The organism is Pseudomonas sp. AK-TSAG1-1, from assembly GCF_056821665.1.
On record NZ_CM165965.1, the window covers coordinates 3783713 to 3796463 of the forward strand.

A 12751-nucleotide genomic window follows, 5' to 3' on the forward strand; every position below is an offset into this window, starting at 1 on the left:
TGGTGTCTGGACTGGCCCTTCCGCGAGCAGGCTCGCTCACACAGGGGAAATGCATTCCAAATGTGGGAGCGAGCCTGCTCGCGAAAGCGACCTCAAATTCACCTCAAAGCTCAAACCCAAGCCACCGCCAACAACCCCGCCCCCAACACCAGACACAACGGCGAATACACCCAGGTATCCAGCCGCGCAAACCGCGAGCCCTTCACTTCCTTGAAAAACCCCACCAGATTCGAATCGCCGATCGCCCGGGCAAACATCAACAACGCAATCGCACTGATCACCCATTGCAACGCCGGATGATGCACAGCCGGCATTCCCCAGCCGACCCGCATGCACACCAGAGCTGCAATCAGCAACAACGCTGCCGCCACCAGCAAAGTGATCCAGCCTGACGGTTTGAACGCCGGGCGCACCGTCGCCACCAAGCCTTGCACCGGCACTTGTGGCACTGCCGCGACCGCCGCCCATTGTCCACCCAACGCCCAATACACATGCACCAGGGCGATCATTGCAAAAATCGTCACCAGCCATTGAGCCATCACAAAGGTCATGGTTGAAATCCTTTCAAGGGATTTGAACAAATCATCCTAGTTGGCATTTTTTGAAGTGCACGACCGATCAGCGGTACGGTAAAGTGCCGCCCCATGAAATTCTCCCGTTCCGATCGTTCACTGCTGGCCTGGATGCTTTATTGCTGCGTCCTGTTCAACGTGTTCGCCTGCAGCATCGGTCACGGGCAAATGGTCGGGATGCAACTCAACGGCATCGGCGGCCAGTTCTGTACGGTCGACCCGGCCACTCAAGCGCCACTGACCAGCAATCCCGTCGAAGAAAAACTGCCGACCCTGTCCAAGGCGTTCGGCTGTCCGCTGTGTTCGGTCGGCGGCGGCATGGGGCCGGCGTTCAACTCCAGCCTGACCCTCGCGGTTCTGCCGGAACAACACAGCCCGCCGCTGGCGCCCATCGTCAGCGCCGATCTCCCTGCCCGCTTCACCTGGCCTTCGGCCAATCCTCGCGCCCCGCCGCTCGCCTGAGTGTCTTTGCCTTTTTGATTTTTCAGCCCACTGCGCCAACGCGCGGCGTTCGCCTGTGCGCTGATTCCTAGACAAGCATTCAGGATTCAACGATGAAACATATTCCTCTGCTGGCGAGCCTGTGCGGCTGCCTGTCCCTTAACGCCTGGGCGCAATCCACCGTGGATCTGGCGCCGATCACCATCGACGGCGAATCCACAACCGAGCCGGGGCTGAGCCTCGACCGATCCAGCGGCATGGCCTCGCGCCTCGGCCTCAGCGTGCGTGATACGCCTGCCTCGGTGGCCATCGCCGACCGCAATGACATAGAGCGCCACGGCGCGCAGAACTTCCAGGACGCCGCCAACACCCTGCCCGGGGTGAACGCCAGCGCACCGCCAGGCTTTGGCGGATTCGTCTCCTATCGCGGTTTCACCAGCAGCCAGATCACCCAGATGTTCAACGGCATCAATGTCTCCGGCGGACTCGCCCGGCCGGTGGACGCGTGGATCTATGATCGCGTCGAACTGGTTGGCGGCCCGTCGTCGCTGATCAACGGCGTAGGCTCGGTGGGCGGCTCGCTGAACTACGTGACCAAACTGGCGACCCGCGAAGAGCAAGCCGTCGAAGGTCGCGTCAGCTACGGCACCTACGACACAACCGAAACCGCGTTCGGCCTCAACCACGCCCTCACCGACCCGAGCGCCGACGTGCAGCACTACGCGCGCCTGGACGTCAGCCACAACACCAGCAATGGCTACATCGACCGCCAGGAGCGCGATGCCTGGAGCGTGGCGTTCTCGCTGCTCAGCGACCTCACGCCGGATCTGTCACACACCCTGGCCGTGGAATATCAGGACGAACACGAAGACAGCCCGTACTGGGGCACCCCGGTGCTCAATCCCAAGGCTGGCGAGTTGAAGATCGACAAACACAACCGCTTCAACAACTACAACGTCGAGGATGGACGCTACGAACAGCGCACGATCTGGCTGCGCTCGATCATCGACTACCGGATCAACGACAGCACCACCTTGCGCAACACGCTGTATCACCTCGACAGTCAGCGCGACTACCGCAACCTCGAGACCTATCAGTACAACGCCGACAACAGCGCGGTGAACCGCTCCACGGCCTATCAGGTGCGGCATCAAGGGGAGCAGAACGGCAACCAGTTCGAACTGCGCCACGACAACACCCTGTTCGGCCTCGACACCACCTGGTCCGGCGGCTTCGAATACAAGGTCAACCAGACCACCAATTCGCCACTCAATGTCAAAGGCGCGAGTACGGTCGATCCGAACAACTACCGGCCGGGGCATTTCTACGACATTCCCGGCACCAACCCGGCGCTGATCAGCGACAAGACCAACGAGGTCACGACCAAGGCACTGTTCATGGAAAACCGGCTGGCACTGACCGACAAACTGGCGCTGCTGACCGGACTGCGTTACGACGACATCGACCTCGACGTGACTAACCATCGCACGGTAACCGCCGCCAATCCCAAGCACCTCAAGCGCAGTTGGGAGCCCGTCACCGGGCGTGTCGGCCTGACTTACCAGTTCATCCCGTCGGCCAACGTCTACGTGCAATACAGCACCGCCGCCGAGCAACCGAACGGCACTCAGGACTTCGACGTTTCGACTGGCAAGCAATGGGAAATCGGCAGCAAGTTCGACTACCTGAACGGCCGTGGCTCGGCGACAGTTGCCGCCTACACCATCGAACGCAAGGATTTTGCCGTAACTGATCCGCTGGACCCGACCAGCAGCATTCCGGTGGGCCAGCAAACCTCCAAAGGCATCGAGATCGCCAGCTCCTTGCGCATCACTGACAAGCTGTTGGCCGAAGGCAACTTCGCCTGGGTCGATGCGCAATACGACGATTTCACCGAGAAGAATGCCGCCGGCGTGGTGGTGTCACGCAAGGGCAATACGCCAACCAACGTCCCGGATCGGGTGGGCAACCTGTGGCTGACTTATGACTTTTCACCGCAATGGCAAGGCGGCGTCGATGCGCGGTACGTGGCATCGGTGTATGCGGATACGGCGAACACCATGACCGTACCGTCGTACACGCTGTTCGGCAGCTTCCTCAGCTACAAGGTCGACTCGCACACCACCGTCACCGGCCGGGTGCGTAACCTGACCAATGAGGTGTATGCCGAGTTTGCGCATGTTTCGCCGGCTTACTATCTGGGTACGCCGCGCACTTTTGAATTGGCGGTACAAACCAGATTCTAAAACCTGAAAGCTTCGCGAGCAGGCTCGCTCCCACATAGGATGCATTCCCCTGTGGGAGCGAGCCTGCTCGCGAAGAGGCCAGCCGACTCACCGCCTACTTCAGATCAGCCGCCACCTTCTGCGCCACATCCTTCGGCACCCACGCCTGCCACACCTCCGGGTGCGCCTTCATGAACGCCTCCGCCGCCTCCCGTGGCGCGGTGTGCTTCTCACTCATCTCGGCCAGAGCCTTGTTCAGCGGTGCAATCGGAAAATCCACTTTGCTGAAGAACTCGGCAATCTGCGGGTACTGCTTCTGGAACGGCGCAGACACGCCAATCGACAGCTTCGAGGCCAGTGAGCGGGTCGGTTTCGGATCAGGATTGTCAGCATCAGTCAGCGTCTTCCACGCCTCGGCGTCAAATGGCGGTTCTTCCAGCTGCACCAGTTTGAATTTGCCCAGCAGCGGTGTCGGCGACCAGTAATAGAACAGCACCGGTTTGCCCCGGCGGATCGAAGAGCTGATCTCGGCATCCAGCGCTGCGCCGGAACCACTGCGGAAGTTGGTGTAGTCGTCCTGCAGGCCGTAGGCAGTCAGCTTCTGTTTGTTCACCACCTCCGAAGTCCAGCCGATCGGGCTGTTGAGGAACCGGCCCTTGCTCGGGTTTTCCGGGTCCTTGAACACATCCTTGTATTGCTTCAGGTCACTGACGCTGCGCAGATCCGGCGCCAGCGGCTTGATGCCCTTGGCCGGATCGCCCTTGATCACGTATTCCGGCACCCACCAGCCTTCAGTGGCGCCCTTGACCGTATCGCCGAGACTGGCGACCTTGCCTTCCGCTTCAGCCTTGACCCACACCGGACTGCGCCCGGCCCACTCCTCGCCAATGACCTGAATGTCATTGTTGGCCAGCGCGGTCTCAAGCGTAATGGTGGTGCCTGGCAACGTATCAGTCGGCAACCCGTAGCCCTTCTCGACGATGATCCGCAGGACATCAGTGATCAGGCTGCCGCTTTCCCAGTTCAGGTCGGCAAAATGGATCGGCGCCTGTGCCGCCGCTGCCGGTTGCGCGGACGTCAGTACACCGAGCGTGACTACGCTGGCGGCCAGTAACCGTCGAAATCCTTTCATGCTTTTGCACCTCGTGCTGTTCACAGCAATAGCAGGATGGCCTGGCAGAAGACCGCAAGCCTCTGAATACTCAGTCAACTGACTGTAGCCGAGGTTCCTGCTTTTTCAGGGAGTCCATCCCCGACGAGGTTATGTTTCAGACTTTTCCTGCAAGCTTTGCAGCTCGCGTCTGACCATGCTGGCGTATTCGGCAGGCCGCAAGGCATAGATCTGCGCCGCTACCCAGTTCAACCAGGCGCCTTGCAACCCGGCCTTGGCGTTGAACAGCCGCAAGGCCTCTTCACGCGCGCGGTCGGAGTTCTGCGAATGGAAGTCGGCGCGACTCAAGCCACCAATCACTCGCTGGCCTTGAATGTGACCAGTTCGCCCTTGCGCCACTTCGCCGCTTTGCCGGTGACGGCTTTCAGGGTCTTGGTCAGACCTTCCTGCAATTGCTGATGCGCGGCAAACACCGTCACCACGCTGTGGCCTTCCTTGAACAGGATCGCGTGACCATCGGCGGTCTCGACAAAGGCGTAATCACCCAGGCCATACACCGTCAGTTTGATCTCGCGAAAGCGGATGTCCATCTTGCCGCCTTCACGACTGGGCAGGACCGAGGCGCTGAAATGATCGCCGACCTTGAGCTTGAGCCCCGGTTTGTCATCGACCACCAACGCGCTTTCGGTGTCGATCTCGGCCACGTAAATGCCTTCGGCGTTCTGTTCGGTGATGTAAACAAAACGCGATTGAAACTGCTTGACCAGCTTTGCACGCAAATCACCCAGCACGAACAAAGCATGCATATCGAGATTACTGACTGCCAAAGAAACATCCCCACATCTGAAAAAATACCCTGCGCCAAAACGCGCACGGCAAAAAAAACGGCCAGGCCGATGCTGTTACCAGATGACTCCAGTCAACCTGAATCAAACAGAACGCTCATTCATCACGAGTTCGCAAGACTACTGGAAAGTCACGCGGGAAACTTGCTTCGACGTTCGCCAGGCCTTGAAGGAAAAGTCTTCATTGAAGCGCAACGAAGACGGACTACAAACTTTAGGGAAAAAGCTGACGAAAAAAAGCCCTTTTCCGACATATCGCCCGTAAAAAATTGCTTTAGATAGGCACCTGTCGCCAACAGGCACTGGCGATTCTAGAGCAGCGATGCTCCTTACGACTACCCGAACCGACCAGTAAACGTCGGCCAACTCATGAAAAGGACTTCATATGTGCACTCTGACTCACTTTGCCCGCCCCTCCAACGCCAGCATCGACGCCCCTTTCGTGTTGCACGGCAGCGCTATAGCAGAACTTGCGCAATACGCACAAAGCACCAGCGCCCCGCGTTTCCAGGTAGTTCCGGCGGGCAATGCGTTTTTTCATATCAAGGAATCATCTACCGGTCGTGTAAGAGGTTTCCGCGAAGATCACAACGCAGCGTGCGCCCTTGCCCGCTCGCTTGAATCAAGAATCGAACTCTTGCCCAACGGCTGCCTCAGATAAAGAGCGAGCGACAGCGCCATTCCGGCACACGCAAAAGGAGTACACGATGGAACTGCCTGCCTATGATCTGAAAACCCTGTTCGATCAACTTGGACTGCCATCGGAGGGCAGTGCAATCGACGACTTCATCGAAGCGCATCCGCTGGATGCCAGTACCAAACTGATCGATGCCGACTTCTGGACGCCGCAACAGGCGCAACTCTTGAAGGAATGGCTGCGCGCCGACGGTGAAGAAGCAGTAATGGTCGACGAGTTGAACGTACGTCTGCACGACGGCCGTTAATAAATGTCAGTGCAGGCTGTCGCCCGGCTCGGCTTGCAGCTGTGCGAGCCAGGCAGCCTTGCACTCCTCAGCCTCATCGCGACTGGCAAACGCGGTGCCGCGGCGCTCACCATTGAGCAACACCACCCAGCACACGCTCTGGCCCATCGCGCGCAATCCGGCGGGCACACCACTGCCAATCATCACCGCGACATCGACTCTGCTCTGCATGTTGACCTCCAGAACTCATTAGCTACCTAACTAGTAGGAATGTTAATGATTTATTCGTAGAGGAAACAGCAACGCCGGTGCACATATTCATTGCACCAGCGGTAATAATCGATCAGCGCGCAGCCTCGGGTTTATAGCCCAGCCGCAACCCGCCCCAGTGCCGGCCCTTGACCATGATCGGCACCGACAAGTCATGCATCAGCTCCCCAGTGTCGCGGGTGTAGGTCTGCAACAACACCGCCTGTTGATGACTGCCACAGCGAATGCCGGTGCGGTCAGCGAACTTGCGTTTGGTGCGGTTGCCCACGGCGTCGACCCGCTCGTCACCGGTCAACGGCTGGCTGAACGCCAGATTGTGCGTCGGCACATAGCCCTGCTGCGTGCAGGCGATGGCGAACACCAACCCTTCGTGGCGCGGCAGCAACGGCTCCTGAATCGCCGGCAGTACCTGATCGGTATAGCGGTCGAAACGGGTTTGAAACTTCGCCGGTTGCGTCCCGGGAATCGGCTGATATTGGCGATCGAACAAATCCTCAAGGCTGATCCGCCCCTGCTCGACATCGGCTTCGAACCGCGCCGCAATCTGGCCCGCGCCCTCTCGCGCCAGGTCATAGACCCGCTGGTGATAGTCATCCAGACCGACTTCGGCCAGCCGCTCGCTGATGGTTTCCGCCTGACCTTCCATCTGCACCGCAGCCTCGGCCAGGCGTCGAGTCTGTTGATCGCTGATCGCCAGATCGCTGCGCATTTGCTCGATGGCCTTGAACAGGCTGTCGAGTTGCTCACGATTGGTGTCCGCACCACGGGCAATTTCGCCGACCTGAGTTTCGACCCCGGCGGCCAACCGGGCGATGTTTTCCAGGTGCTGCCCGGTGTTTTCCACCTGTTCGACACCGGTCTGCAGATCGCTGGACAGCTCGCGGATCTGCTCCACCACTTGCGCCGTGCGCTGTTGAATGTCGGCGACCATCTCCCCGACCTCGCCAGTCGCCGACGCCGTGCGCGCCGCCAGACCGCGCACCTCATCCGCCACCACCGCAAAACCACGACCATGCTCGCCAGCCCGCGCCGCCTCAATCGCCGCGTTCAGAGCCAGCAGATTGGTCTGGCTGGCAATGGACTGAATCACCCAGCGTAACGCGCTGAATGTCATCGCTGCGCAGGCTCAGGGCTTCGATCAGCTCACGGCTCGCATTCGCGCGCTGACTGAGTTGGTGCATGCGCGCAATCGAGTCCACCAGCTCGGTGCGCCCTACCGCGCTGCTGTGATGCGCTTCACTGGCGGCGTCCAGCGCTTCGCGGCTGAGCTGCGAGGTGGCGTGTTCGGTGGCGATCATCACTTCGGCGTTGCTGACAATCTGCGCCGCCGCGTCGAGCTGCGATTCAAGTTTGCTCGCCAGTTGCTTGACGGAAAACGCCACGCCCGCGGCTGACAGCGCGTTATGACTGGTGGTGTAGGAAAGGTCGCGCGTGAGTTCGGACATGGCGCTGTCGGTATCGACAGGCGCGGCATCGGCGACGGCACGCGAGCGCAGACGTGGCAGCCAGACAATCAGCACCGCCAGCGGCAGGCCGATGTACAACGACCACTCACCCAGCGTCATGCCGACGAGCAACAGCATCAGGGCGATGCTTTGCAGGGTCGGAGCGATCCAGCGGTTTTTCGGCAACAGCACTGGTGCGGGCAAGGCCCCAACCAGAGATCCATCTCTCGTCATATCAACACCCCACGCTTGTTCTCATTGTTGTATCCGCATTAAACGCCACTACATGGCCATTATCCATGGTCCATTAGTCGTGGGCTTGCAGCAGGTCAATGGAACGGCGCGCGCAATATCGCAGACGAACAAATGCAAAGATCGCAGCCCCGTCAGCTCGTGTAGGAGCTGGCGAAGGCTGCGATCTTTTCGGGGCAACCCACATTCATGGGTTACCGCACAGAATCAGGCCTGACGCTGGTGCTTGTCGATCTGCTCGTGACGCTCTTGAGCTTCGATGCAGTACTTGGTGGTCGGGCTGATCAGCAGACGCTTCAGGCCGATGGCCTCGCCGCTGTCGTCGCACCAGCCAAAGCTGTCTTCCTTGATGCGCTCAAGGGCTTGTTCCAGTTGCGGCAGCATGCGCTGGTCGCGATCGATCGCGTTGACCAGCCAGGTGCGCTCTTCTTCAACCGAAGCCGCGTCCGCCGGGTCGGCCGGGGTGTCCAGGCTTTCGATGGCGATACGGTTTTGCTCAATGCGCTCGTGGGTTTCGACTTTCATGTTCTGCAGCAGCTCAGTGAAGAAAGCGTGCTGCTCGGCATTCATGTAGTCATCTGCCGGCATGGCCAGCAACTTGTCCTTTGTCATTGATATCTCTATAAAAAAACGTGCATTAAGGCGAATTAGGGAGCGTTCCGGCGAACCGTGTCCGGTCGACGAAAAGGCATCGTTTATTGCAAACGCCACCCGGCACTCAATTTACGAAGGGGCGGCAGTCTAAGGCCCGTTTGAGGCCTCAGCAACTGTAAATACTGGGAATTTGTCCGACAACACCCGTAAACAGCTCTGACACAGGCGTCATGGCGGTCATCGGAGTGCGTTTATAGCAAGAAATTCAGTCGAACGGCTGTATATAGAAGACAAACGGCTAACCCAGCGGCAGTTGGTCGCATTTTTTTCAGCCCAGTGGCCCGCGCAGTGCATCGTTTCAGCTGCGCAGACGCCGTAAATCTCGCCCGCAAACCCTCGCAGGCCCACCTATTATCAGCCCACCCACTGAGTGATCGTTCAGCCAAAAGGACTCCCCATGCCCCGCCCCGATCTGCCGGCCAACGACGAGCGCCCCCTCGCCAGCCCCCCGATCAATGCCGAGCGTCTGCTGCAACTGATCACCGACGAATACGACACCCTGCCGCGCCAACTCAAGCGCATCGCCAGTTACATGAGCCAGCAAAGCGACCGGATCATGGTCGATCGCATCAGCGACATCGCCCGGGAATGCGAGGTGCACCCCTCCGCCATCGTGCGCTTCTCGCAGCGCTTCGGTTTCAGCGGCTTCAGCGAAATGCAGGCGCTGTTCCGCGCCGCCTACACCCACAAAGCCTCACCGGTGCAGAACTACCAGCAACGCATCCGCAGCATGATCGCCAACCAGTCGCAACACGCCAGCGACGGCGACCTCGCCCGCGAATGCATCGACGCCACCCGCTCCGGCATCGAACGCCTGGGCCGCGAACTCGACGACGTCGCGTTCGAAAAAGCCGTCGACCTGATCGTCAACGCCGACAACATCTATGTGGTCGGCGTGCGCCGCTCCTTCGCCGTCGCCGATTACCTCGTTTACAACTTGCAACACACTCACAAGCGCATTCATTTGGTTTCAGGGTTGGGTGGCAGTTATCGCGAGCAGATGCGCAGCGTGCGTAGCGGTGATTTGGTGGTCGCCATCAGCTTCACTCCCTACGCCAAGGAAACCCAACACTGCCTGCGCTACGCCCGCCAGCAACAGACCAACACCCTGATCCTCACCGACAGCCACCTCTCGCCACTGGCGAGGAATGCCAACAGCCTGTTGCTGGTGAATGAGGGGAGCGCGCTGGCATTTCGTTCGTTGAGTGCAACGTTGTGTTTGTGTCAGGCGTTATTTGTGGCGGTGGCGTATCGGCTGGAATTGAATGTGGATGAGATTCACGAGCAAGCGGGGTTTGAGGACTGACATTTGCCGCTGGCTCGGCTAGGTTATGCCTTCCCACCGGTTCGACTTGAAGGAACGCGTCATGAAACTGATCGGCATGCTGGACTCCCCTTACGTGCGCCGCGTGGCGATCTCCGCCAAACGCTTGGGGATCGACCTCGAACACGAGTCGGTCTCGGTATTCCGCCACTTCGAGCAATTCCAGCAGATCAACCCTGTAGTCAAGGCGCCCACGCTGATCCTCGACGACGGCGTAGTCCTAATGGACTCCACCCTCATCCTCGACTACCTCGAAACCAGCGCCGGCCAAAGCCTGCTGCCCGCCGACCTCAAACAACGCGCCCACGCCCTGCGCCTGATCGGCCTCAGCCTCGCCGCCTGCGAAAAAGCCGTTCAGCTCTACTACGAACGCAACCTGCGCCCGGCCGACATTCAATACCAACCGTGGGTCGAGCGCGTCGAAGGCCAACTCGCCGCCGCCTTCAATGCCCTCGAACAGGAACTGGAAAAAACCGGCCTGCCCACCGACGGCACCCTCACGCAGGCCGGCATCAGCCTCGCCGTCGCCTGGAGCTTCACCGACCTCGTCGTCCCCGACCAGATCGACACCCGCCGCTATCCGCACATCGCCCAATACACCGCCTACGCCGAAACCCTCGAAGCGTTCGTCAGCACCCCGATGACCTGACCATGAGCACCACCGACACCGCCGCCCCGGCGCTAAAGGAAATCTTCAACGCCGAGCGCCTGCAACACATCGCCACCGAAATGAGCGCCGTGTACCCGGCGTTCAAGGTCAAGGCGTTTCTCAAACATGCCAGCAACGGGCTTGTCGAACTGTCGGTGATGCAACGCATGGCCCGCGTCAGCGAAAGCCTGCACGCCGTGCTGCCACTGGACTACGAAGATTCCCTCGATGTACTGCGCGAACTCGCCCCCCGCCTCAACAGCGGATTCGTCAGCATGTGCCTGCCGCACTACGTCGCCAGCTACGGCGGCCACGCGTTCGATACCTCGATGGCAGCCCTGAAATACTTCACCACCTTCGGCTCCTCCGAATTCGCCATCCGCCACTTCCTGCGCAGCGACCTCGAACGCTCGCTGGAACTCATGCACGACTGGACCCAAGACGAAAACCACCACGTCCGCCGCCTGGCCAGCGAAGGCACCCGCCCTCGCCTGCCGTGGTCTTTTCGTTTGGAAGCGGTGCAGGCCAATCCGCAACTGGCCGCCGGCATCCTCGACCGATTGAAAGCCGACGAGAGTTTGTACGTGCGCAAATCCGTGGCGAATCATCTGAATGACGTGACCAAGGAGCATCCGGAGTGGGTGCTGGACACGATTGAAGGGTGGGCGCTGGAGAACAAACACACAGCGTGGATTGCCAAGCATGCGTTGCGCAGCTTGATCAAACAGGGAGATCTGCGCGCGCTGACGGTGATTGGCGCGGGGGCGAAGGCTGAGGTTGAGTTGTTGGATGTGCGGGTTGAGCCGGCGGTGGTCAGGTTGGGCGAGACGATTACGTTATCGTTTACGGTGAAGTCGACGGTGGCGCATGAACAGCGGTTGGTGATTGATTATGCGATTGACTATGTGAAGGCAAATGGCGGGGTTTCGGGGAAGGTTTTCAAGTTGAAGACGGTGGTGTTGGCGGGATTTGGGGAGTTGATTTTGGGGAGGCGGCAGGTGATCAAGGACTTTACGACGCGGAAGCATTTTGTGGGGCGGCATGGGGTGAGGGTGATGGTTAATGGGGAGGTTTTGGGGAGTGCTGCGTTCGATATTGTTGTTGGATGAGGCTAAGGATGGATTTTTGATGGTCTGGCCGTTCTTGAACGGATGTGGAATTTCGGGATACGGCTGCTTTCGGCCATGAGCGGACATTCGACTAGGGGTGGCTTCTTCTAAGGAATGGGCAGTGAAATCGATAGTTAAATCATTCAGAACTTTCGGATTGGCTGATGACTCGTTCTCTTTCAGTCTCGACTACGCTTTCGTCTGAAGGTGTTCGCACCTCCTCAATGGTTTGCAAGGAGGGGTCATGACAGAAGTACGCATAGCTGGAATCTCAAAAGTTTGGGAAGAACATGTATCAAAGCGAATATTTGAAGCTAAACAACTAGGTCTGCTGGAAGCTGATGATAACGTTGATATGGGCCTGGCAATCGTTGTTTTCCCTGAGAACGTAGATGACTCGTCTATATCAGTGGCAACCCCTAGTACATCGGTCAACGATCTTTTAGCTGTTCAGAAAAATCACAATGGCAGGTGGCTCGAGCGCATCGATTGTCTAGATGTATCTGCCGAACTCATTCAAAAACTAAGTTTGGGGCTGAACGGCGTATTTATGTTCAGTGAAGCAGGCTTTAGAAGAAAAGGTGATAAATCCCTTAGCCGATTTAAATATCTCTTGATAGACGATGCTCCTATATTTTATTTAGAAGTACTTGAAAGTACTTCAATCGATATTGCTAGTGCCCTAAGGGCCGGGCGCTCGCTGAGAATGTTGGGCGTCGTGAAAAGTGAAGTTTTTAAAGCAGTGGAGTTTCGTGGAAATATTATGCTTTTTCTGTGTGACGCTTTGGATGGGGACTCATTAATTCTCTGCCCGGTATCACGAGCCTAGCTTGTTTACGAATGACTGCTGTTGGCTGAAAAGCGGACTTTGAGTAGTGAAGGGACTGATAGGCTTGCCCTGATCTTGCCAACAGTGAGATTTTCTACCACG

General features: G+C 58.6%; 15 protein-coding genes and 1 pseudogene. 8 read left to right on the forward strand and 8 right to left on the reverse strand.

From position 1 onward, the window contains the following. Window positions 1–110: 110 nt before the first annotated feature. Window positions 111–551, reverse strand: a complete 441-nt coding sequence (locus AC1UK9_RS16670) for a DUF3995 domain-containing protein (RefSeq protein ID WP_473012855.1) — start codon at window positions 549–551, stop codon at window positions 111–113. Window positions 552–644: 93 nt separating this feature from the next. On the opposite strand from AC1UK9_RS16670, the gene AC1UK9_RS16675 reads away from it, so the two are divergent. Continuing rightward, window positions 645–1034: a DUF2946 domain-containing protein gene (locus AC1UK9_RS16675; protein WP_482578020.1), complete on the forward strand. Its 390-nt coding sequence runs from the start codon at window positions 645–647 to the stop codon at window positions 1032–1034. A 92-nt stretch (window positions 1035–1126) separates the two neighbouring features. Then, window positions 1127–3259: a TonB-dependent receptor gene (locus AC1UK9_RS16680; RefSeq protein WP_482578021.1), complete on the forward strand. Its 2133-nt coding sequence runs from the start codon at window positions 1127–1129 to the stop codon at window positions 3257–3259. A gap of 94 nt (window positions 3260–3353) precedes the next feature. Here AC1UK9_RS16680 and AC1UK9_RS16685 read toward each other — a convergent pair whose 3' ends face one another. The 3 genes from AC1UK9_RS16685 to AC1UK9_RS16695 form a co-directional block, all read right to left on the reverse strand. Continuing rightward, the gene (locus AC1UK9_RS16685) at window positions 3354–4370 is read right to left on the reverse strand and encodes an ABC transporter substrate-binding protein (protein WP_482578022.1); all 1017 of its coding nucleotides are present in this window, start codon (window positions 4368–4370) and stop codon (window positions 3354–3356) included. Between the two features lie 129 nt (window positions 4371–4499). After that, window positions 4500–4697: a hypothetical protein gene (locus AC1UK9_RS16690; protein WP_025111385.1), complete on the reverse strand. Its 198-nt coding sequence runs from the start codon at window positions 4695–4697 to the stop codon at window positions 4500–4502. Between the two features lie 8 nt (window positions 4698–4705). Next, complete coding sequence (locus tag AC1UK9_RS16695) at window positions 4706–5176, reverse strand: hypothetical protein (RefSeq protein ID WP_025111384.1); 471 nt, start codon at window positions 5174–5176, stop codon at window positions 4706–4708. A 403-nt stretch (window positions 5177–5579) separates the two neighbouring features. Here AC1UK9_RS16695 and AC1UK9_RS16700 point away from each other — a divergent pair, with 403 nt between their 5' ends. Continuing rightward, window positions 5580–5855 carry a hypothetical protein gene (locus AC1UK9_RS16700; RefSeq protein WP_081794893.1) on the forward strand — a complete coding sequence of 92 codons (276 nt, stop codon included), beginning with the start codon at window positions 5580–5582 and terminating at the stop codon, window positions 5853–5855. 46 nt (window positions 5856–5901) lie between these two features. After that, window positions 5902–6138, forward strand: coding sequence for a DUF2789 family protein (locus AC1UK9_RS16705; RefSeq protein WP_482578023.1), 237 nt, complete (start codon window positions 5902–5904; stop codon window positions 6136–6138). Window positions 6139–6144: 6 nt separating this feature from the next. Here AC1UK9_RS16705 and AC1UK9_RS16710 read toward each other — a convergent pair whose 3' ends face one another. From AC1UK9_RS16710 to AC1UK9_RS16725, 4 genes and pseudogenes are all read right to left on the reverse strand, one after another. Beyond that, a complete protein-coding gene (locus tag AC1UK9_RS16710; protein ID WP_025111382.1) occupies window positions 6145–6348 on the reverse strand; it encodes a hypothetical protein in 204 nt (67 codons plus the stop codon). Between the two features lie 112 nt (window positions 6349–6460). After that, window positions 6461–7477 (reverse strand): annotated as a pseudogene (locus AC1UK9_RS16715) (methyl-accepting chemotaxis protein); the annotation flags it as partial. Beyond that, window positions 7422–8036 (reverse strand): hypothetical protein, encoded by a 615-nt coding sequence (locus tag AC1UK9_RS16720; protein ID WP_482578025.1) that lies wholly within the window; start codon window positions 8034–8036, stop codon window positions 7422–7424. The gene AC1UK9_RS16720 and the pseudogene AC1UK9_RS16715, both read right to left, overlap by 56 nt. A gap of 255 nt (window positions 8037–8291) precedes the next feature. Next, window positions 8292–8696, reverse strand: coding sequence for a TraR/DksA family transcriptional regulator (locus AC1UK9_RS16725; protein ID WP_003225981.1), 405 nt, complete (start codon window positions 8694–8696; stop codon window positions 8292–8294). Between the two features lie 439 nt (window positions 8697–9135). Between AC1UK9_RS16725 and AC1UK9_RS16730 the strand changes: the two genes are divergently transcribed. The 4 genes from AC1UK9_RS16730 (at window position 9136) to AC1UK9_RS16745 (ending at window position 12649) form a co-directional block, all read left to right on the forward strand. Next, window positions 9136–10044, forward strand: coding sequence for a MurR/RpiR family transcriptional regulator (locus AC1UK9_RS16730; RefSeq protein ID WP_482578027.1), 909 nt, complete (start codon window positions 9136–9138; stop codon window positions 10042–10044). A 61-nt stretch (window positions 10045–10105) separates the two neighbouring features. Further along, entirely contained in the window at window positions 10106–10711 is a 606-nt protein-coding gene (locus AC1UK9_RS16735) for a glutathione S-transferase (RefSeq protein WP_482578029.1), read from the forward strand. 2 nt (window positions 10712–10713) lie between these two features. Beyond that, window positions 10714–11820: a DNA alkylation repair protein gene (locus AC1UK9_RS16740; RefSeq protein WP_482578030.1), complete on the forward strand. Its 1107-nt coding sequence runs from the start codon at window positions 10714–10716 to the stop codon at window positions 11818–11820. Window positions 11821–12064: 244 nt separating this feature from the next. After that, window positions 12065–12649, forward strand: a complete 585-nt coding sequence (locus AC1UK9_RS16745) for a hypothetical protein (protein ID WP_482578031.1) — start codon at window positions 12065–12067, stop codon at window positions 12647–12649. Window positions 12650–12751 lie beyond the last annotated feature (102 nt).